Raw genomic sequence first — 21,114 nt, forward strand, 5'->3', positions numbered from 1 at the left:
GAACTACTGTGCCGAGCATGGGAGTCACGCAGGACCCGGGAGCAGGGCGAACGGCTGTAGCCGCAAGCCCGGCGTCCTCGACCGGTGCCGCCGACGCCGCGGCCGGGACTGCCGGGTCGACCGCGGCGGCGTATCGCGGCGGCACAGTGACGCGTCCGGCTGCGGTGCGCCCGCAGCCGGACGCGTTGGCCGAGGACGCGCTGGTGCTCGGACTCGACGTCGGCGGCACCACCATCAAGGGTGAGATCACCGACGCCGCGGGCCGGGTGCTCGCCGTCGGCACCGTCGCGACCCCGCAGGGCGAGGCGGCCTTCGACGCGATGGGGGCGCTCGGTGATCAGTTGCTCGCCGAGCTGGCCCCCGAGCTTCGCGATCGGGTCGGCCGGGCCGCCGTCGTGCTGCCCGGCATCGTGGACACCGCCCGATCGATCGCCGTGTTCAGCAGCAATGTCGGGTGGCGCGACGTGCGGGTCGGCGACCGGTTCGTCACCCGCTGGGGCATTCCGGTGCTGATCGAACACGATGTGGCCGTTGCTGGTTGGGCCGAATGGCGCTTCGGCGCCGGGCGCGGTTACGACAACGTGTGCGTGGTCATTCTCGGTACCGGCATCTCGGGCACGCTGTCCGTCGGCGGACATCTGCTGCGCAGTTCGTACGGTCAGGTCGGCGAATACGGGCACATCCCGGTCCGTGCGGACGGTCTGCCCTGTCCGTGTGGCAACACCGGTTGCGTGGAGACCGTGGCTTCGGGTGCGGCGATCGCCCGCGCCTACACCCGCCGCACCGGCCGCGAGATCAACGGCGCGGCAGAAGTATTCGCGCTGGTGGAGACCGACACCGATGCCAAGGCGGTGCTCGGGGACGCCGTCGACGCGCTCGCCGACGGCCTGATCGGCATCGTGCACGCCGCCTGCCCCGAACTGATCATCCTCGGTGGCGGGCTGGCGGGAGCGGGTGCCGCGCTGACCGACCCGCTGCATCAAGCCATCGCCGACCGGCTTCGGTTGTTTGCCGCACCGCGCGTCGTGCTCGGTGAATTCGGTGCTCGGGCTGGGTTGATGGGGGCCGCGCTGTTCGCAAGGCATGGGGCGCTCGAATGATCGGCGCCGGGACCGAGACGACGATCCGCGGGCGCGTCGTTTCCGCGAGCGCTCAGCTCGCGGACGGCGTCGTCACGGTCGCCGGAGACCGAATCACTGCCGTGGCGCCGTTCGCGGAGTGGGCTGCGGCGCATCCGGATTCGGCTGCGCCCGCCTTCGCAGGCACGGTGCTGCCCGGCCTGGTGGACATGCACAATCACGGTGGGTTCGGGCATCGGTTCGACACCGTGGATGCGATGGAAGCCCGAGCGGCGGCGCAATTTCACCATGCGAGCGGATCGACGACCGTGGTGGCCAGCGTGGTCACCGCGGCTGCCGCGGACATGGTCGCGCAGACCGCGGTACTGCGGGAACTCGCCGAAGACGGGCTGCTCGGCGGCGTTCATACCGAGGGGCCGTTTCTCTCGGAGGCGCGCTGCGGGGCGCAGGATCCCCGGTTTCTGCGCGATCCGGATCTCGAGCTGACCGATCGACTACTCGCCGCGGGCGGTGGGCAGCTTCGGATGATGACGCTGGCGCCGGAGCGTCCCGGCTACGACGCTGTCGCGCAACGGCTTACCGACCACGAGGTAGTTGTCGCGCTGGGGCACAGCAATGCCGACTACACCTCGTTCCTGAAAGCGTTGCGGTCCACCGGGTTCGGCACCGTGGCTACCCATCTGGCCAATGGCATGCCGCCGCTGCACCACCGGGAACCCGGTCCGGTCGGCGCGGCTCTGGTCGCCGCCGCGGCCGGGCACGCGACGGTCGAGCTGATCGGTGACGGTGTGCATGTCGATCCGGGCTTCGCCGCGCTTGTCTTCGCTACCGCGCCGGGGCGGGTCGCGCTGATCACCGATGCCATGCAGGCGGCCGGGTTGTCGGACGGCGAGTATCAACTCGGTCCGCAGTCGGTGACGGTGCGTCAAGGGGTCGCCCGGATCGCGAACGGTTCGATCGCGGGCGGCGTCAGCACGCTGCTCGACTGCGTGGCGCGCGCGGTGCGCGACTCCGGCGTGCCGTTGGCCGACGCGGTGTGCGCGGCCACCTCGACCCCGGCGGCCGCCCTGCGGCTACCCGACGTCGGCGACCTCCGTACGGGCTATTTCGCCGATTTGTTGATAGTCGACGAGACGCTCCGGTTGCGCCGGGTGCTCAGGCGAGGAGAGTGGTTGTCGTGATCCTCACCGTGACCATGAACCCGGCCTACGACATGACCTACCGCGTCGAGCACTTCGAGCGCGGGCAGGCGCATCGGGTGCGCTCGGTCGAGCAACGCATCGGCGGCAAGGGCATCAACGTCACCCGCGTGTTGAATCAGCTCGGAAAATACGCCAGGGCAACGGGTTTCGCCGACCACGCGTTCGCGGCCGCCGCCGAGCTGGAGATGCCGGTCGACTTCGTGCACGCACTGCCCTGGGTGCGGCGCACGGTGGTGATCAGCGAGTCCGAGGACGGCACCGCGACCGCACTGTGGGAGCCCGGCGCCCGGGTGTCCAATCCACACGCCGCCGAGCAGCTCGCGGTCCGCGTCGCGGGCATGCTGCCCGACATCGATGGCCTCGTCATCTCCGGGTCGCTGCCCGGCGGCATCGCCGACACCCTGCCCGCCGAGATCGCCCGCACCGCCATCGCGGCCGACGTGCCGACCATCTGTGACGTCGACGGCGAGGCGCTGCGCCTGGCCGCCCAGATTCCCGGCATCATCCTGATGCCCAACGGTGACGAGCTGCACCGGCTCACCGGTATCAAGCCCGCCAGCGCCGACGAAGTCGTCACCGCGGCGTTCCCGCTGATCGAGGCCGGTGTCCGCGCCGTCATCGCCACCAGGGGCGCCGACGGCATGGTCGCCGTCACCGCCGACGGCGCCTGGGTCGCCACCCTGCCCGAGCCACTGGCCGGAAACCCCACGGGTGCGGGCGATTCCGCGACCGCCGCGGTGATCGCCGCCCTCACCGCCGACTCCGTCCCCGCCTGGCCCGCCATCCTCACCGACGCCGTGGCCACCTCCGCCGCGGCGGTCGTCATTCCCGTCGCCGGGGAGATCGACCGTTGCCTGCGCACCCGGATCGCACCCACCGTCCGGGTCACCCAGCTGGACCTACCCACCCGCCAAGAAACCACCCCCTGAGCCCGATGCCGGGTGTGGTGAGCTTTCAGGAGATTTCGCTATGCCGCTGACACCCGTTTCCGCGTTGATCGCCGCCGCCAGACCCGGCGGGCTCGGTGCGTTCAACGTGATCACCCTCGAGCACGCCGAAGCCATCGCAGCCGCCGCCGAGGCGGCGAAACGACCTGTCCTGCTGCAACTTTCGGAGAACACCGCGAACTATCACGGCAGCCTGGCCCCGCTGGCCCTCGCCTGCCTGCGCATCGCCGCGGACAGCACCGCCGACATCGCCGTGCACCTCGACCACGCCACCTCCCCCGAATTGATCCGTACCGCAGTAGATCTCGGCATCCGCTCGGTCATGTACGACGGCTCCACCCTCGACTACGCCGCCAACCTCGCCGCCACCGCCGACATCACCCGCTGGTGCCACGACCGCGACGTGCACGTCGAGGCCGAACTCGGCGAGGTCGGCGGCAAGGACGGCGCACACGCCCCCGGCGTCCGCACCGACCCCGACGAAGCCGTCGATTTCGTCGCCGCCACCGGTGTGGACGCCCTGGCCGTAGCCGTCGGCTCCTCCCATGCGATGCACACCCGCACCGCCACCCTCGACAACGACCTCATCGCCCACCTGGCCGCCAAGGTTCCCGTCCCCCTGGTCCTGCACGGCTCCTCCGGCGTCCCCGACGACGGCCTGCGCGCCGCCGTCCAGCACGGCATCACCAAGGTCAACATCGCCACCCGCCTGAACGTGCTCATGACCGAAGCCATCCGCACCACCCTCACCGGCAGCCCCACCCTCTCCGACCCGCGCAAATACCTCACCCCCGCCCGCACCGCCATCCGGTCCGAGGTAACCCACTTCCTCCACCTGCTCGCCGGCTGACCGGCCCGTGCGTGGGCTAGGACGCCGGGCCGGGGTCCTCGGGGGCGCCGTGCTGCGGCCAGGCGTGTGCTTCCAGGCGCGTCTGCACGCGTGAAACGTCTGCCTCCGAGGGCATTTCGTTGGTGACCTTGGTGATCATCACCTGGATGTCGGTTTTGTCGGCCGGGAAATCGCCGGAACCCGCTAGTTCGGCGGCGATTTGGCGGACCTCGTCGTCGGAGAGGCGGCGCCGGAGCAGGGCGAGCAGGGGGATGTAGTCGGCTTCCGGGACACCGTCCGGATAGCCGGCCCGCAGCCAGTCGATGATGGCGTTCAGGAAGGGTGGCATCGGTGAACGCTGCTTGCTCAGTCGAGGTCGGCGGGTGGGTCGGCGAGCGGCCAGCCGCCCGCCGCGAGGTGTGAGGCCACCCTGGCGACATCGACCTCGTCCGGCTGTTCCTTCGCGACCCGCGCGATGGCGTCCTCGATCTCGGCGCGGGTGATCTCGCTGTTCGGGTTCTCCGCGGCCAGCTCCTCGGCGATCGCCACCACCTCGAAATCGGTGATGTGCCGGTGCAGCACCGCGAACAAGGCGACATAGTCGGAGTGCGGGATGCCCTGTGGGTAGCCGGCCCGCAGCCAGCCGATGATCCGGCCGAGTACCTTCGGCCTGAGCTCTGCGGATTTCGCTTGATCGGTCACATTGCGCCCTTCAGGACTGTCCGAACAGGTGAATGCCGAACCTCGCGGCGATGAAAGCCTTTGCCGTATAGAGGATCCCGGTGATGATCGCCGCGATGATCAGTCCGAAGCAGAGTAGCGCGACCGTGAGCGCGGGGTAGTTGCGTTGCGTCACCCGGCCGTCCGGGGTCACCGTCTCCGCCATCGACCAGAACCGGACGCCGATCGCGAACACCATCGGCAATCCGGCCCCGAGTATCAACCCGGCCAGCGCGACCTTCCACAGGGAGTTCAGATTGGTGATGAGCGTATGCACGTCCTGCTCCTCTCTAAACCTGCGCCGACCGCGGCGACTGACCGGGCTCGGCGGGTGCGTCCCCGCCGCTCGGCGCCGAGTCCTTCGGGTCGGTCGAGGTGTCCGGCTCGGCGGCTTGTTCGTCGCGTGCCGCTTCGGCCTTCGCAACACTGGTCGGCGCGCCCGGCGTGTCACCCGGCCATTCGTTGACGTTGGTGGTGTCCACCGGGTCCCGCCGGGAGCGCAGATAGATCAGACCCGACAGCGTCAGCAGGATCGCGAATACCACCAGCACGCCGGCCAACCCGCCGATGAAGTGCGCGATGGCCCAGCACGCCGCACCGGCCAGCCCGGCGAGCGGCAGCGTGCACAGCCAGGCGACCACCATCCGCCCCATCACGCCCCAGCGCACCTCGGCGCCCTTGCCGAGCCCGGTGCCCAGGATCGAGCCGGTCGCGGTCTGCGTGGTCGACAGCGGCAGGCCGAAGTGCGCGGAGGTGAGAATGATCGCCGCCGACGCGGATTCGGCGGCCAGACCCTGCGGCGATTCGATCTCGACGAGCCCCTTGCCGAGGGTCCGGATGATCCGCCAGCCGCCGAGGTAGGTACCGGCCGCGATGGCGACGGCGCAGGCGGCCATCACCCACAGCGGCATCTCGTCGTTCTTGGTGAGCGACCCGTGCGCGACCAGCGCGAGGAAGATGACGCCCATCGTCTTCTGCGCGTCATTGGTGCCGTGCGCCAGCGAGACCAGCGAGGCCGAACCGATCTGGCCCCAGCGGAAACCCGCCTCCACCTTCGCCGGCTCGGACTTCTGGGTGATCCGGTAGACCAGCCAGGTGCCGATGGCCGACACCATCGCCGCGATGATCGGCGCGAGCACAGCGGGCAGAATGATCTTGGTGAGCACGCCGTCCGAGCCGGCCGCCCAGATCACGCCGCTGAAGCCGAGCGCGGCGAGGGTGGCGCCGATTAAGCCGCCGAACAGTGCGTGCGAGGAACTGGACGGCAGGCCGAACAGCCAGGTGAGCAAGTTCCAGAGAATGCCGCCGACCAGTCCGGCGAACACGATGATCAGCAGATCATGACCCTGCACCGCGTCGAGGCGGACGATGCCCTTGGCCACGGTGGCGGCGACCGCGACCGAGAGAAAGGCGCCGATCAGATTGAGCACCGCGGACAACGCGACCGCGACGCGCGGCCGGAGCGCGCCGGTGGCGATCGAGGTCGCCATGGCGTTGGCGGTGTCATGGAAGCCGTTGGTGAAATCGAATGCGAGTGCCGTGACGATGACGATCAGGAGAACCAGTAATTCGACGGTCACGTGTCCAGTGTGCGGCACGGGTCAATATGATTGCCAGGTGGTTGCGGTTAACCGCGCGTCGCCGGTGCGATAAAGTTGGATCCTGTCCCCTATCAGCCGAATCGGGTGCAGCCGGGGGTCACCGGCTTACCGGCGAAGCGGTCGTCTATCCAGGCATGAGTGCCGGGGATTCCGCTGGTACTGACGATGAAGTGTTCACCGGGATATATCTGGAAATCCACCTGGGTACCGCCGCGGCACCAGTCGGCGTAGAGGTTCTCGGCTCCGGCCAACGGCACCCAGAACTCGTTCAGACCGTGATACAGGAACACCGGGACGGTCGGCGGCACGGCACCGAGCCGATTCTGCGCCAGGATCTCCCGAATGAAGGGCAGCTCGGTCGGCGCCGCCACATCGGTGAGCGCCTGCACCGGAATCGGCGCCACGATGCCGACGAACTCCTCGGCCGCCATGCAGAAATCCTTGCCGATGCGCGCCATGCGCCACCCGTTGTCGTTCATCAGGTCGAGCATCTCCGGGTACTCCCGCGCCAACCCCAGGGTCGCGGCCAGAAACACCCCGGACGCGGCGTCGCGGCCGTTCATGGTGTGCAGCAGCAGGGTGAAATCGGCGGGCACACCACCGAACGCGGCGCCGACGAGATTGATCTCCGGAGCGTACCCAGGCGCCAACTGCGCCGCCCACCCCGACGCGATGGCGCCGCCGGAGTAGCCGGTGACCACGGTCGGCGCGTCCGGCGCCAGGCCGAGTTCCGGCGTCTGCACCGCGGCCCGGATCGCATCGAGCACCGCGTGCCCGGCCATCAGGCCCGCCGCGTACGCCTGCCGCGGACCCTGATGATCGGGCACCAGTACCGCGTAACCCTTCGACAGCGGGATCTGCGCCTGCCACAGCTTGCTCGACACCATCCGCAGCTCGTAGGACGGCGCGCACCGGTGCCCGAGTGAGTCGATCGCCGGGTTCAAACTCACCAGCGGGCGTGGGCCTGGGCCGGTCCACGGGGCCGTCGGCATCAGCAGGGTGGCCACCACCGGGACCGGATTGCCCTTGGCGTCGGTGGAGCGGATCAGCAGCTCCGTCGAGGTGAGCGGGACCATCGTCACCCCGGTGCCGCCCGGACGCGACGCGAGTACCGTTCCGGGATCGCGGCTTTCGAAGCCGACCGGCGGCCCATAGAACGGATCGCCCAGCGGCGTCGGCATGATCCCGGCGACTTCGCGGGACGGGAACAGCAATTCGTCGAGCGGACTGGCGTGCGAGTTGACCCCGAGCACCGCGCCGAACGCCACCAGTACCGCAAGGGCAACGGCACAGAGCCGCCCCGTCATCGAACCCACTTGACCCCGCTCCCGAAGCAGCAACCCGCCGAACCACTGCAGTCTGACGTGGACCTACACCCCTGAGGAGCCCACACTTGCAGTGGCAGAGCAATCTTCGCACCGGCCGTCGTGAACCGCCCGACATCGGGCGGACTCCCGCGAGTCGGCGGCGAACGGGCTCGGTCGGGCTACGGGAGTAGGGCGCGCACCGTGTCGATGGTGTCGGCTTCGACGGGGTCCTTGTCGGGGCGGTAACGGACCACGCGGGCGAAGCGCAGGGCAACGCCGCCGGGGTAGCGCGGGCTGACCTGGACGCCGTCGAGGGCGATCTCGACGACGAGTTGGGGCCACAGGTACACGGTCTGCTCGTCGCGGGCGCGTTCGTGCCGGGGGAACTCGGCCGTCTGCCACTGCAGCAGCGCATCGGTCAGACCCTTGAAGGTCTTACCCACCATGACGGGCTCGCCGGTCTCCGGGTCGCGAGCTCCGAGATGCAGGTTCGACAGGTAGCCGGTGCGGCGGCCGTAGCCCCACTCCGCCCCTAGGACCAGCAGGTCGAGGGTGTGCGTCGGCTTGATCTTCTGCCAGGCCCGGCCGCGCCTGCCCGCCGCGTAGGGCGCGGACAGCGACTTGATCATCACGCCCTCGTGGCCTGCGGCGAGCGCACCGTCGAAGTACTCGGCGGCCGCCTCTTCGGCGGGGCGGATCAGCGCGGGAATGCTGTGCGCGGCGGCCACTTCGGTGAGCGCGGCGCGGCGCTCGGACAGCGGGGCGTCGAGCAGGTCGGTACCGTCCAGGTGCAGGCAGTCGAAGAAGTACGGGTGCAGCAGCAGTTCCCTGGTGGAACTCACCTCGGCGAACCGGCTCATCGTTTCCTGGAAGGGCCGCGGCCGTCCGGCATCGGTGAGCGCCAGGGTTTCACCGTCCAGCACGACGCTGGTGCAGTCGAGCCCGGCGACCAGCTCCACCAGCTCCGGCACGCCCGCGGTGATGTCGCGCAGCGTCCTGGTGAACACCCACACCCGCGCACCGTCACGATGCACCTGGATCCGTGCGCCGTCCATCTTGATCTCGACGCTCACGTCCCCGTCGAACTCGGTCAGCGCCTCGTCCAGCGAAGCACCTGGCGAGGCGAGCATCGGCTGGATCGGGCGGCCCACCTCCAGCCGGAATTCGTTGAGCGCCTCGACGCCGCCGGTCAGCGCCGCGATCGCGGTCACCGGCAGCCGCCCGGACAGCATGTAGGCGCGGCGCACCAGCTCGACCGGCACTCCCGCGGCCACGGCGACGGCCTCACTGACGATGGCGGTGAGCGCCCCTTGGCGCAGCTCGCCGGTGAGCAGGCGCAGCAGGAACGCCTGCTCGTCGGCGGTCGCGGCGGTCCACAGTGCGGCGAGCAGAGCCTTGCGTTTGGCCGCCGATCCGGCACCTGCGGTCTCGGCCAGATCGGACAGCGCGGCATCGACCGCCGAAACCGTCAGCGTCGCAACGAGTGCCGGAGTAGTGTCCACCGCGGTGAGGGTGCGCCAGCCGGTGCCGATCCGGCCCTGTCGTAGCTCGCCGGATGCCCACGCGACCACCGGCGCGAGTTCGTCCGGCGCGGCGGCGGTCAACAACTCGGCGAAGGTTGCGATCTTCGTCTTGCGTGACCTGGTCGCGCGGACCGTCTCCGAAGCCTGGACGACATGCGAGAACAACACGAGTCGACGGTAACGCCTCCCTGTGACATATCGCTCAACACTGCTGCTAATTCCCCATTGGCAGGCTTGCGAAAACGCCCATAAACTGGACGCATGGCCAAGACTTACGTCGGGGCGCGGCTTCGTCAGCTGCGGACCGAACGGGGGCTGAGCCAGGTCTCACTCGCCCAGAAGCTGGAGATCTCGGCGAGCTACCTCAACCAGATCGAACACGACGTGCGCCCGCTCACCGTCCCGGTGCTGCTGCGGATCAGCGAGGTGTTCGGGGTCGACGCCACCTTCTTCTCCTCCCAGGACGACACCAGGCTCATCGCCGAGCTGCAAGAGGTCGTGATGGATCAGGAGCTCGGCATCGAGGCCGATACCCAGGAGATCGCGGACATGGTGTCCGCGCATCCGAGCATGGCCCGCGCGCTGGTCAACATGCACAACCGCTACCGCAACACCTCCGCCCAGCTGGCCGCCGCCACCGAGGATCGGTTCTCCGACGGTTCCGGCAGCGCGGCGATCAGCAAGCCGCACGAGGAGGTGCGCGATTTCTTCTATCAGCGGCAGAACTACATCCACGAATTGGACACCGCCGCAGAGGAACTCACCGCACGCATCCGGTTCCACGGCGGTGACGTGAACAGCGAGGTCGCGCGGATCCTGCGTTCGCACGATGTGCGGATCGTGGAGCGGATCGACCTCGGCGAGGGCGTGCTGCATCGGTACGACGAGCAGACGCAGCGGCTGGAGATCGCGCCGCACCTGTCCGGTGGTCAGCGTACGTTCAAGCTCGCCGCCGAGCTCGCGTACTTCGAATGCGGCGGCTTGCTCGAAAAGCTGGTCGAGGAGGGCAATTTCGCCTCCGAGGACACCCGCAAGCTGGCGATGCTCGGGCTGGCCAACTACTTCGCGGCGGCAACCGTGCTGCCCTACACGCACTTTCACGAGGTCGCCGAGGACTTCCGCTACGACATCGAGCGGCTCTCCGCGTTCTTCACGCAGAGCTACGAGACCATCTGCCACCGGCTCTCGACCCTGCAGCGGCCGAAACTGCGCGGCGTCCCGTTCTCGTTCGTGCGGGTGGACAGGGCGGGCAATATGTCGAAACGGCAGTCCGCCACCGGGTTCCACTTCTCCGCCAGTGGCGGCACCTGCCCGCTGTGGAACGTCTACGAGACCTTCGCCTACCCGGGCAAGATCATGACGCAGATCGCGCAGATGCCCGACGGCCGCAAGTACCTGTGGGTCGCGCGCACGGTGGAGCGCCGGGCGACCCGCTACGGCCAGCCGAGCAAGACCTTCGCCATCGGTCTGGGCTGCGAGCTGCGCCACGCGGGCCGGGTGATCTACGCCGACGGCATCGATCTCGACGAGGTCCAGGCCACCCCGATCGGCGCGGGCTGCCGGGTCTGCGAACGGCTCAACTGCCCGCAGCGGGCGTTCCCGCCGCTCGGCAAGGTCCTCGATATCAGCGAGCATCGCAGCTCGGTGTCGCCGTACGTGCTGAAGTAGGCGCGGACCGAGCGAGTCCCCCTGGACAACAACGAAGGCCGGCACCGTTTCTCGATGCCGGCCTTATCAGGTGTCCGCCGACGGTGGCGGCCCAGTGGGGTGCCCGCCGACGATGCCCGCCCAGTGAGGTAGCCGGTAACCACCTGACGATGCCCGCCTTGTCAAGCGGCGCCTACAACACCGCCTGACAGCAGCGCCGCGACGGACCGATCAGATCGGCAGCACCGCCGACTGCCGAAGGCTCGGATCGGCGCACAGTGGTCGGCCGACCGCTGGATACTCAGGCAGCCAAGGCCTTTCGCTGGACGCGCAGGCCCACCAAGGTCATCGCCAATGCGGCGACGAGCAAGGCGGCCAGCGTCCAGGCCAGGGCGGAAAAGCCGTGCGGCGCAGCGGCGGCCGCGACCAGTGGGCCCGCGGTGGCACCCACGTAGAAGCTGAACATCGCGACCGACATTGCCGCAGCACGGGATTCACCGCCCAGCTCGCCCGCGCTCTGCAGCACTGCCGGAGCGATGATGCCCAACCCGCCGACGAGCACGGCCAGCAGAATCGTCAGCGCCGCGAGGTGCGTGCCCTCGAAGGTGGCGGCCACCATCGCGGCGGCGGCGACCAGCACGCCGAGCACGATCTGGCTGTGCTTGGACAGCCGCGCCAGCGGCACGGCCAGCAGCGGCAGCGCCACCATCACCGGCAGCGCACCCGCGCGCAGCGTGAGCAGCTCGCCGGAGTCGGTGATTACGCCGGTCAGTTCGAGCCCGGTGTAGATGCCGACCATCACCGCCATGCTCATCGCACCGGCCACCAGCATCGGCAGTAGCGGCAGGATGCGCAGCACGGCGGGGATCGCGGCGTAGCTGTGCCGCAACGGCAGATCCCGGCCGGTCGGGGCGTCGTCGAGCATCACAGCGCGCAGCGCGAACGCGAGCGCCGCGAAAACGACTGCGGAGCCGAGGAATACGGTGCGCCACGGGAACGAGGCGACCACGGCCTGCGAGACGATCTGCGCGACGACGGTCGCGGCGAGGAACGAGGTGGCGATGGACATGGTCACCACCGCGCGGTGCGCGGGCGCGATACGGGTGGCGACGTAGGCCATGATCGCGGGCGGAATGGACCCGACCACGAGACCCTGCACGACGCGCAACACCAGGGCGACCGGTGCACTGAAAGCCAAACCGGTCAATAGGGTGACCACTGCGGCGATCAGCATGCCGGTCATCAGCACCCGGCGATGTCCGTAGCGATCCGACAGCGGCCCGAACAGCACGAAGCCGCCCGCGTAGCCGAAGGCGAACGCACTGATGATCCAGGTCATCACGCCGGAGCCGACGCTCCAGTCGGCTTTCATGGCCGTGAACAGGGGAATCGGCACGTACATCTGCCCGGTGGCGAGCAGTGCGGCGAGTACGAAGACGGGCAGGGTGCGCGCGGTGTGCGCGCGCGGGGAAGCGCTCACAGTGGGCGCGGTGGCCGGAGTACCGGTCGTCAGCGGAAGAGTCGGCGTAGCCATGCCGATGACAGTAGGACCGGCCGAGCCGCATTGTCAACCAAATAGTTGGTTTAATGGAATGGTAAAGTCGAGACCATGACGGCCACCATCAAGCGCAGTGACGCGACCAAACAGGCGCTGCTGCGTGCCGCGCGCGACGAATTCGCCGAATACGGCCTCGCGGGCGCGCGCGTCGATCGCATCGCCGAGGCGGCGGGGGTGAACAAGGAACGCATCTACGGCCTGTTCGGCAGCAAGGACAAGCTCTTCGACGTGATCCTGATCGACACCATGCGCGAGTTCATGGACGTGGTCCAGCCGTTGGCCGAGACCGACCCCGGCCGCTACGTCGGCAAGCTGTTCGACTACCACAACAACAACCCGCAACTGCTGCGCCTGCTGCTGTGGGAGGGCCTGCACCGCGGCGTCGACGCGCACGACATCGACGGCTGGCGCGCCCAGCACTACGAGCAGAAATTCGACAGGGCCAGCGAACAATTCGGCGTCGACGCCCGATACGCGGGCCGGCTGCTGCTCGCCCTCTGCGGCATGTCCAACTGGAGCCTGGCCGTGCCGCAGACCACCCGCTTGCTGCTCGGCGACAACGCCGAGGACAAGGACGCGACCCGCGAGTTCATGCAGGAGTTCGCCAGGGCGGCGATGCGCAACTTCCCGCCCGCCCCGGCGCCCGCCGCAGCCACGGAGGCCACTGCGGTCAATGAATTGGCCACCCCGGCCGACCACCCGACGAGCGTCGATCGCGCAGCGCAACGACTCCGCGACGCCCAGGCAGCGGCCGACGCGGCCCGCGACGAACTCGCCGCGGCCCTGCGCGCCGCGCACGCCGAAGGCACCAGCGCCAACCAGCTGGCCCGCCAGGTCTCGGGCACCCTGTCCCGTCCGGTCGTGCTGAAACTGCTCGCGGACTGAACGCCAGAAGGCGCCCTTACCCGGCTGAGCCGAGTACCGGACGCCTTCGGTCGGCTGCGGTCAGAAAGCCGCTTCGGCCAACTGCATGATGTCGTTGTCGATCGCGGCGATGATCGCCTTGTTCGCGGTCAGCTCCGGCAGCACGTTCTTCGCGAAGAAGCTTGCCGCAGCGACCTTTCCGGCATAGAACGCCCGATCCTTCTCCGCCGCCTCGGAAGCCAGTGCGGCGGCCGCGATCTCGGCCTGCACCAGCAACCGCCAGCCGATGAGCAGGTCACCGACCGAGAGCAGGAACCGCACCGAGCCGAGACCGACCTTGTACAGCTCGGCCGGGTCCTGCTGACCGGCCATCAGGAAGCCGGTCAGCGTGGCCGCCATCGCCTGCACGTCGGCCAATGCCGTACGCAGCAGCTCGCGTTCGGTCTCGAACCGACCGCTCTTGGTGTCGAGGAACGCGGCGATCTGCCCGGTGACGTGCCCGATCGCCACGCCCTTGTCCCGAATGATCTTGCGGAAGAAGAAGTCCTGCGCCTGGATCGCGGTGGTGCCCTCGTACAGCGAGTCGATCTTCGCGTCCCGGATGTACTGCTCGATCGGGTAGTCCTGCAGGTACCCCGAGCCGCCGAGGGTCTGCAGGGATTCGGTCAGGTACTGGTAGGCCCGCTCCGAGCCGACACCCTTGACGATCGGCAGCAGCAAATCGTCGACCCGATGCGCCAATTCGGCGTCCGCGCCCGAAACCAGCTCCGCCACATCGGGATTCTGATGCGCCGCCGTGTACAGGTACACCGCGCGCAGGCCTTCGGCGTACGCCTTCTGCAGAGCCAGCGAGCGCCGTACATCCGGATGCCGGGTGATCGGCACGCGGGGCGCGGCCTTGTCACTCATCTGGGTCAGGTCCGCACCCTGGATGCGCTGCTTGGCGTAGTCCAGCGCGTTCAGGTACCCGGTGGACAGCGTGCCGGTGGACTTGATGCCGACCACCATGCGCGCGTTCTCGATCACCTGGAACATCTGCGCGATGCCGTTGTGCACGTCACCGACCAGCCAGCCGACCGCGGGCACCTCGCCGCCGAAGGTGAGCTCACAGGTGGGCGAGGACTTCAGGCCCATCTTGTGCTCGACATTGGTCGCGTACACGCCGTTGCGGGCGCCGAGCTCGAGCGTCTCGGGATCGAACAGGAACTTCGGCACGTAGAACAGCGACAGGCCCTTGGTGCCGGGTCCCGCGCCTTCCGGGCGGGCAAGGACCAGGTGGAACATGTTTTCCGCGGTGTCGCCGACATCGCCGCCGGAGATGAACCGCTTGATGCCCTCGATGTGCCAGGTGCCGTCGGGCTGCTCGATCGCCCTGGTGCGGCCCGCGCCGACATCGGAGCCCGCGTCCGGCTCGGTCAGCACCATGGTGCCCTGCCAGCCGCGTTCGTAACCCTCGGTGGCCCAGCGCTGCTGCTGCTCGGTGCCGACGTTGTAGAGCACCGAGCCCATCACCGGGCCCATGTTGAAGAAGCACGCCGCCGGGTTGGCGCAGACGATCATCTCTTGAACGGCCCAGACCACCGCGGCGGGCGCGGGCGTGCCGCCCATACCCTCGGGCAGGCCGAGCCTGCTCCAGTCGGCGTCGTGCGCGGCCGTGATGGACTTGCGCAGCGCGTCCGGCACCGAGATCGAGTTGGTGGCCGGGTCGAAGGTGATCGGATCGCGGTCGGCGGCCGCGAAGGACTCCGCGATCGGGCCCTCGGCCAGCCGCTTCACCTCGGCCAGGATCTCGCGCACGGTGTCGGAGTCGAGATCGCCGTAGGCGCCGGTGTCGAGCAGTTTGTCCAGACCGAATACCTCGAACAGATTGAACTCGATGTCTCGCACGTTCGCCTTGTAGTGACCCACGACGGTCCTCCCAGGTTTCGGCCGTTCTGACGATGTACAAACGCAGCCTGCCGTACCGCGGCGACGCTACGCAACCGTAAGCTCGGCGCTCCCCTCACCGAGGTTCACCAGCCGGTAACCGTAAACGTTCACACGGACGAAACAGACGAAACGGACTCGTCACCGAGAGATATTCCGGCGCAACAACTTCTGTCTAACGTTCGCTGCACGAATACACCCGCTGTATACACCCCCGGCGACCGTCCTGACCGGGGCGAAGGCGGAGGTATTCGCCGCGGTGCACGCCGTGCCGCCGAATTACCTGATGAAGCGAGAAGGGTCCGCCCCATGTCAGATACCCGTGCCATCCCTCGATCCCGCTCCCGGCGCATGGTCGAAACGGTGGCCCTTCCCGCCGCGGTAGCGCTAGCCGGACTGTTGCTGACCGCCTGTGGCGCCAAAGACGACGCAGGCACCACCGGCTCGAACGCCGCCTCCTGCGTCGACACGTCGAAGGATTCGATCAAGATCGGTTCGCTGCACTCGCTGTCGGGCACCATGGCGATCTCCGAGGTCACCGTCGCCAACTCCACCAAACTCGCGGTCGACCAGATCAACGCCGCGGGCGGGGTGCTCGGTAAGAAGATCGAGCTGGTACTCGAGGACGGCGCGTCGGACCCGAAGACCTTCGCCGAGAAGGCGGAGAAACTCATCAGCGCCGACTGTGTGGCGGCGGTGTTCGGCGGCTGGACCTCGTCGAGCCGCAAGGCGATGAAGCCGAAGTTCGAGAGCCTGAACTCGCTGCTCTATTACCCGGTGCAGTACGAGGGCCTGGAAGACAGCAAGAACATCTTCTACACCGGTGCGACCACCAATCAGCAGATCGTCCCCGCGCTGGATTACCTGAAGCAGCATGGCATTACCTCCCTTTACCTGGTCGGCTCCGACTATGTCTTCCCGCAGACCGCCAACCGCGAGATCAAGGCGTACGCGAAGGCCAACGGCATCGAGATCAAGGGGGAGGACTACACCCCGCTCGGCTCGACCGACTTCTCCACCATCGTGAACAAGGTGCGTAATGCCAAGGCGGGCGCGGTGTTCAACACGCTGAACGGCGACTCGAATGTGGCGTTCTTCCGCGAATACACCAACGCCGGCCTGAAAGCCGCTGAGATGCCGGTGGTTTCGGTGTCCATCGCCGAGGAAGAGGTCGCGGGCATCGGCGCGCAGAACATCGCGGGCCAGCTGACCGCGTGGAATTACTACCAGACCGTCGACACCCCGGCGAACAAGAAGTTCGTCGCGGACTACAAGGCCGCGTTCGGCGCGGACAAGCCGACCTCGGACCCGATGGAGGCCGCGTACGCCTCGGTGTTCCTGTGGAAGAACACCGTGGAGAAGGCGAAGTCGTTCCAGGTGGCCGACGTTCAGGCCGCGGCCGACGGCGTCAGCTTCGAGGCGCCCGAGGGCCTGGTCACCCTCGACGGCTCGAACCATCACATCACCAAGACCGCCCGCATCGGCGAGATCCGGCCGGACGGGCTCATCTACACGGTGTGGGACTCGGGTAAAGCGATCACGCCCGACCCGTATTTGAAGTCCTACGAATGGGCCAAGGGCCTCAAGTAATTCGCCCGGCCCGATATTCGAGGAGTCCCTGTGGACGTGGTGATCGGCCAGCTCTTCACGGGGCTGAGTCTGGGATCAATTCTGTTGCTCGCCGCGCTCGGCCTCTCGCTGACCTTCGGTCAGATGGGCGTGATCAATATGGCGCACGGCGAATTCATCATGGCCGGGTGCTACACGACTTATGTTGTGCAGAAGGTCATTTCGTCGGCCGGCGTCTCACTGGTGGTGTCGCTGCTCGTCGGCTTCCTGGTCGGCGGGCTGCTGGGCGCGGCGCTGGAGATGGGCCTGATCCGCTGGATGTACGACCGGCCGCTGGATACCCTGCTGGTCACCTTCGGTGTCGGGTTGGTGCTGCAACAGCTGGCCCGTGATCTTTTCGGCGCGCCTGCCAAGAATGTCATCGCGCCGGAATGGCTCAGCGGCGGTGTCACCATTCTGGGCGCGGTGGTGCCGAAGAGCCGCATCTTCATTCTCGTGCTCGCCGTGGCCGCGGTGATCACGCTGGCCACCGTGCTGAAGACGACGCCGATGGGGCGCCGCATCCGAGCCGTCGTGCAGAACCGGAGTCTGGCCGAAACCAGCGGAGTGTCAAGCCGTTTCACCGATATCAGCACCTTCTTCATCGGGTCCGGCCTGGCCGGAGTCGCCGGCGTCGCGCTCACCCTCATCGGTTCGACCAGTCCGACCATCGGACAGAGCTATTTGATCGACGCGTTCCTGGTGGTCGTGATCGGCGGGCTCGGCCAGATCAAGGGCACGGTGATCGCCGCCTTCGCGCTCGGCCTGCTGAACTCCTACATCGAATACTCGACCACCGCGTCGATCGCGAAGGTCATCGTGTTCGTCGTCATCGTCATCGTCCTGCAGGTGCGTCCGCAGGGCCTGTTCACCGTCCGGACAAGGAGTTTGGCATGACCACGCTGGTAGCACGGTGGCGCGCGCACTCGACCTTGACCGCGCTCGGCGGCTTCGGCCTGGCCGCCGTTCTGTTGTTCGCGGTGGCGCCCGCGGTGCTCAGCGACTTCCGGCTGAACCTGCTCGCCAAGTTCCTCTGTTTCGCGATTGTGGCGGTCGGTATCGGATTGGCTTGGGGCCGTGGGGGAATGCTGACGCTCGGCCAGGGCGTGTTCTTCGGTATCGGCGCCTACATCATGGCGATGCATCTGCAGATGGCCGATGCGGCGCGGCTCGGCAACGAGGTGCCGGAGTTCATGGAGATCTCCGGTATTCGCGAATTGCCGTCGTTCTGGCAGCCTTTCGCGTCCGCGCCGGTGGCACTGCTCGGCATTCTCGTGCTGCCGGCGCTGGTCGCCGCGGTGCTCGGGTACGGCGTGTTCAAGCGGCGGGTCAAGGGCGCCTACTTCGCCATCCTCAGTCAGGCGCTGGCGGCGGCGCTGGCGATCCTGCTCACCGGGCAGCAGGCCATCGGCGGCTTCACCGGGCTGTCGGACTTCCGGGCCTTCTTCGGGTTCAAGCTGTCCGATCCGGTGAACCGGAAGATGCTGTTCTTCATCGCGGCGGGCACGCTGCTCGTGGTGGTCGCCCTGGCGCGCCAGCTGATGCGAAGTCGGTACGGCGAATTGCTGGTCGCGGTGCGTGATCAGGAGGAGCGGGTGCGTTTCCTCGGATACGACCCGGCCAACGTCAAGATCGTCGCGTACGTGGTGGCCGCCTTCTTCGCCGGCATCGCGGGTGCGCTGTTCACCCCGATCGTCGGCATCATCTCGCCCGCCGATATCGGCGTGGTGCCCTCGATCGCGTTCCTCATCGGCGTCGCGATCGGCGGCCGGACCACCCTGCTCGGCCCGGTGCTCGGCGCGATCGGCGTGGCCTGGGCGCAGACCGCGCTCTCCGAGGAGTTCCCGTCCGGGTGGACGTATCTGCAAGGCGTGCTGTTCATCGTGGTGATCGGCTTCATCCCGGCCGGGCTGGCCGGCGTCTGGCCGATGCTGAAGGGCGCACTGGACAGCAGGTTTCGCCGAGCCGGGCCGACGTTGGCCACACCGGCGGTCGTTGCACCGCAGTCCGAGATCGAGCCGGAAAAGGTGGAATCCCGATGACCACACTCACCCCGAAACCCGGTGGCAATGCGGGCATGTCGAGCGAGTACCTGGAAATCCGTGGCCTGTCGGTGAGCTTCGACGGGTTCAAGGCGGTGTCCGACGTCGATCTCACTGTGCTGCAAGGTGATCTGCGCTTTCTGATCGGCCCCAACGGCGCGGGCAAGACCACGCTCATCAACGCGATCACCGGCCTGGTCCCGGCGACCGGATCGGTACAGAAGACCGGCGTCGAACTGCTCGGCAAGAAGGTGCACCAGATCGCCAGGCTCGGCATCGGCCGCACCTTCCAGACGGCGAGCGTATTCGAACAGCTCAGCGTGCTGCAGAATCTCGACATCGCTGCGGGTGCAGGGCGTTCGGCGCTCACCATGCTGCGCCGCCGCAAGTCGGTGCTGCCCGGCATCGAGGAGGCGCTGGAGCTCACCGGCCTCGGCGACCTGCGCGACAAGCCCGCGGGCGTGCTCGCCCACGGCCAGAAGCAGTGGCTGGAGATCGGCATGCTGCTGGTGCAGAACGCGTCGGTGCTGCTGCTCGACGAGCCGGTCGCGGGCATGAGCGCCGAGGAACGCGAGGAGACCGGGGATCTGTTGCGCCGCATCGGCGGTGCCCGCATCGTCGTCGTGGTCGAGCACGACATGGACTTCATGCGCGCCTTCGCCAGCTCGGTGACCGTGCTGGCCGGCGGCAAGGTGCTCAGCGAGGGCACCGTCGAACAGGTGCAGGCGGATCCGCGGGTGCAGCAGGTCTACCTCGGCACGGCCGCCGCGATCGGTACCGCGCTGGCCGACCCTGCCACGGTGAAGGAGTCCGTCTGATGCTCGAGCTCATCGATATCCATGCCGGTTACGGCCGGACCGAGGTGATCCACGGCGTCTCGGTCACCGTTCCGGACGACAGCGTGGTGGCCATCATGGGGCACAACGGCGCGGGTAAGACCACGCTGTTGCGTACCGCAGTCGGGCTGATCGGCGCCGCGTCGGGGCAGATCAGGCTCGACGGCGAGCCGATCACCAAGCTGTCGCCGTCGCGGCGGGTGCGGCGCGGGGTCGCGTATGTGCCGCAGGGGCAGCAGAGTTTTCCGCAGTTGACCACGGCGGAGAATCTGCAGGTGGTCGCCGACGGCCGCAAACGCGGCAAGGCGTTGATCGACGAATCGCTCGACCTGTTTCCCGCGCTGCGGGAACTGTTGAGCCGCAAGGCCGGTCTGCTCTCCGGCGGGCAGCGTCAGCAGTTGGCGATCGCCCGCGCGCTGATCACCGAGCCGCGCCTGCTCATCCTCGACGAACCCACCGAGGGCATCCAACCGTCGGTGGTGGCCGAAATCGAGCGCACCATCATCGATCTGACCCGCCGCGGTGGGTTGAGCGTGCTGCTGGTGGAGCAGCACATCGGCTTCGCACTGCAAGCGGCGCAGCGTTATTACATCCTGGCCGCGGGTCGGGTCACCGCAACGGGAGCGGGCGGCGCGGGCGCGGAGACCGCGGTCCGCTCGGCGATGGCGATCTGAGCCGACCGCCATGCCGGGCGAGGGACGGGTCCCGTTGCGCGAGCGGGTGTATCACTCGCTGCGCCGGGATCTGACCGCCGGAGTGATCGCGGCGACCGAGCGGCTCAGCGAGAAGCGACTTGCCCAGCTCTACCAGGTATCGCGCACACCGGTGCGCGAGGCCCTTGCCCGGTTGCAGGCCGACGGGCTGGTTGAGCGGCGCTCCGCCGGGCTGTTTCCGTACCGGCCTCGGCTCGACGAGCTCGATCAGCTGTACGAGTTGCGTATCGTGCTGGAGGCCGCGGGGATGCAGCGGGTGCGGGTCGACTCTCCTACCGCCGCCCACGATCTCGACCTGATCCGAGCCGAGCTCGACAGCTGGCGGGCACTGCTCGACAACCCGCCGGAGCCGGGCCACGCGCTGGTCGCCGACGAGCAGTTCCACACCGGCCTGCTGGCGGCGGCGGGCAATTCCGCGCTGGCAGAAGCGCTTACGGTCGTGCACCGCAGGGTGCGCCCGGTGCGCACCTTGGATGCGCCGACGGCCGATCGGATCGCCACCATGACCGCCGAACACATCGCGATCGCCGAGCAGTTGTTGTCCGGCGACGTGCAGGCCGCCATGTCGGCCCTCACCGCGCATATCGATAGTTCCCGCGCGCAGGTGCTAGCCCGCGCTCAGCGGGCCCTGGAACTCACCAAATTGGCTCAGGCCGTGAGAGATTGACACAAACGCGTTGCGGGCGGGCAACAGCTCTCGGACGTGTTCGGG

At 68.1% G+C, this 21,114-nt stretch carries 20 protein-coding genes; 12 read left to right on the forward strand and 8 right to left on the reverse strand.

The features are described 5' to 3' along the window. Positions 1-17: 17 nt before the first annotated feature. Genes ACIHA7_RS06300 through ACIHA7_RS06315 form a run of 4 tightly spaced genes read left to right on the forward strand, consistent with a single transcriptional unit; the run spans position 18 to position 4,078 of the window. On the forward strand, positions 18-1,100 hold the full coding sequence (locus tag ACIHA7_RS06300) for an ROK family protein (protein ID WP_397286096.1): 1,083 nt from the start codon (positions 18-20) through the stop codon (positions 1,098-1,100). Then, complete coding sequence (locus tag ACIHA7_RS06305; protein ID WP_397286098.1) at positions 1,097-2,260, forward strand: N-acetylglucosamine-6-phosphate deacetylase; 1,164 nt, start codon at positions 1,097-1,099, stop codon at positions 2,258-2,260. The genes ACIHA7_RS06300 and ACIHA7_RS06305 overlap by 4 nt, the downstream gene beginning before the upstream one ends. Beyond that, the gene (locus ACIHA7_RS06310; RefSeq protein ID WP_397286100.1) at positions 2,257-3,210 is read left to right on the forward strand and encodes a hexose kinase; all 954 of its coding nucleotides are present in this window, start codon (positions 2,257-2,259) and stop codon (positions 3,208-3,210) included. The genes ACIHA7_RS06305 and ACIHA7_RS06310 overlap by 4 nt, the downstream gene beginning before the upstream one ends. Positions 3,211-3,250: 40 nt before the next feature. Continuing rightward, positions 3,251-4,078, forward strand: a complete 828-nt coding sequence (locus ACIHA7_RS06315; protein WP_397286102.1) for a class II fructose-bisphosphate aldolase — start codon at positions 3,251-3,253, stop codon at positions 4,076-4,078. A gap of 16 nt (positions 4,079-4,094) precedes the next feature. On the opposite strand, the gene ACIHA7_RS06320 is transcribed toward ACIHA7_RS06315, so the two are convergent. The 6 genes from ACIHA7_RS06320 to ACIHA7_RS06345 form a co-directional block, all read right to left on the reverse strand. Next, positions 4,095-4,406, reverse strand: a complete 312-nt coding sequence (locus ACIHA7_RS06320) for a DUF3349 domain-containing protein (protein ID WP_397286104.1) — start codon at positions 4,404-4,406, stop codon at positions 4,095-4,097. 17 nt (positions 4,407-4,423) lie between these two features. Beyond that, positions 4,424-4,759: a DUF3349 domain-containing protein gene (locus ACIHA7_RS06325; protein ID WP_397286106.1), complete on the reverse strand. Its 336-nt coding sequence runs from the start codon at positions 4,757-4,759 to the stop codon at positions 4,424-4,426. A 10-nt stretch (positions 4,760-4,769) separates the two neighbouring features. After that, positions 4,770-5,054: a hypothetical protein gene (locus ACIHA7_RS06330; RefSeq protein WP_397286108.1), complete on the reverse strand. Its 285-nt coding sequence runs from the start codon at positions 5,052-5,054 to the stop codon at positions 4,770-4,772. 13 nt (positions 5,055-5,067) lie between these two features. Next, positions 5,068-6,357: an anion permease gene (locus ACIHA7_RS06335; RefSeq protein WP_397286110.1), complete on the reverse strand. Its 1,290-nt coding sequence runs from the start codon at positions 6,355-6,357 to the stop codon at positions 5,068-5,070. 92 nt (positions 6,358-6,449) lie between these two features. Then, complete coding sequence (locus ACIHA7_RS06340) at positions 6,450-7,685, reverse strand: lipase family protein (protein WP_397286112.1); 1,236 nt, start codon at positions 7,683-7,685, stop codon at positions 6,450-6,452. Positions 7,686-7,864: 179 nt separating this feature from the next. Continuing rightward, positions 7,865-9,376, reverse strand: a complete 1,512-nt coding sequence (locus tag ACIHA7_RS06345; protein ID WP_397286114.1) for an ATP-dependent DNA ligase — start codon at positions 9,374-9,376, stop codon at positions 7,865-7,867. Between the two features lie 93 nt (positions 9,377-9,469). Here ACIHA7_RS06345 and ramB point away from each other — a divergent pair, with 93 nt between their 5' ends. Continuing rightward, positions 9,470-10,876, forward strand: coding sequence for an acetate metabolism transcriptional regulator RamB (gene ramB / locus ACIHA7_RS06350; protein ID WP_135233721.1), 1,407 nt, complete (start codon positions 9,470-9,472; stop codon positions 10,874-10,876). Between the two features lie 280 nt (positions 10,877-11,156). Here ramB and ACIHA7_RS06355 read toward each other — a convergent pair whose 3' ends face one another. Further along, positions 11,157-12,389 carry an MFS transporter gene (locus ACIHA7_RS06355; protein ID WP_397286117.1) on the reverse strand — a complete coding sequence of 411 codons (1,233 nt, stop codon included), beginning with the start codon at positions 12,387-12,389 and terminating at the stop codon, positions 11,157-11,159. A gap of 75 nt (positions 12,390-12,464) precedes the next feature. Between ACIHA7_RS06355 and ACIHA7_RS06360 the strand changes: the two genes are divergently transcribed. After that, positions 12,465-13,298, forward strand: a complete 834-nt coding sequence (locus ACIHA7_RS06360; protein WP_397286119.1) for a TetR/AcrR family transcriptional regulator — start codon at positions 12,465-12,467, stop codon at positions 13,296-13,298. A gap of 60 nt (positions 13,299-13,358) precedes the next feature. Here the strand turns inward: ACIHA7_RS06360 and ACIHA7_RS06365 are convergent, their stop codons facing one another. Continuing rightward, on the reverse strand, positions 13,359-15,185 hold the full coding sequence (locus ACIHA7_RS06365) for an acyl-CoA dehydrogenase (RefSeq protein ID WP_397286121.1): 1,827 nt from the start codon (positions 15,183-15,185) through the stop codon (positions 13,359-13,361). Between the two features lie 369 nt (positions 15,186-15,554). Between ACIHA7_RS06365 and urtA the strand changes: the two genes are divergently transcribed. From urtA to ACIHA7_RS06395, 6 genes are read left to right on the forward strand one after another with little or no spacing between them, the layout of a single operon-like run. Next, positions 15,555-16,793 carry an urea ABC transporter substrate-binding protein gene (gene urtA, locus ACIHA7_RS06370; protein ID WP_397286549.1) on the forward strand — a complete coding sequence of 413 codons (1,239 nt, stop codon included), beginning with the start codon at positions 15,555-15,557 and terminating at the stop codon, positions 16,791-16,793. 30 nt (positions 16,794-16,823) lie between these two features. After that, positions 16,824-17,708 carry an urea ABC transporter permease subunit UrtB gene (gene urtB, locus ACIHA7_RS06375; protein WP_397286123.1) on the forward strand — a complete coding sequence of 295 codons (885 nt, stop codon included), beginning with the start codon at positions 16,824-16,826 and terminating at the stop codon, positions 17,706-17,708. After that, positions 17,705-18,853, forward strand: a complete 1,149-nt coding sequence (urtC, locus tag ACIHA7_RS06380) for an urea ABC transporter permease subunit UrtC (RefSeq protein ID WP_397286125.1) — start codon at positions 17,705-17,707, stop codon at positions 18,851-18,853. The genes urtB and urtC overlap by 4 nt, the downstream gene beginning before the upstream one ends. Beyond that, positions 18,850-19,671, forward strand: a complete 822-nt coding sequence (urtD, locus tag ACIHA7_RS06385; protein ID WP_397286127.1) for an urea ABC transporter ATP-binding protein UrtD — start codon at positions 18,850-18,852, stop codon at positions 19,669-19,671. The genes urtC and urtD overlap by 4 nt, the downstream gene beginning before the upstream one ends. Further along, positions 19,671-20,363 (forward strand): urea ABC transporter ATP-binding subunit UrtE, encoded by a 693-nt coding sequence (urtE, locus tag ACIHA7_RS06390; RefSeq protein ID WP_397286129.1) that lies wholly within the window; start codon positions 19,671-19,673, stop codon positions 20,361-20,363. Before urtD ends, urtE begins: the two co-directional genes overlap by 1 nt. Before the next feature lie 10 nt (positions 20,364-20,373). After that, entirely contained in the window at positions 20,374-21,069 is a 696-nt protein-coding gene (locus ACIHA7_RS06395; protein ID WP_397286131.1) for a GntR family transcriptional regulator, read from the forward strand. Positions 21,070-21,114 lie beyond the last annotated feature (45 nt).

The sequence above is a fragment of the Nocardia sp. NPDC052316 genome (assembly GCF_044547795.1).
GTDB lineage: Bacteria > Actinomycetota > Actinomycetes > Mycobacteriales > Mycobacteriaceae > Nocardia.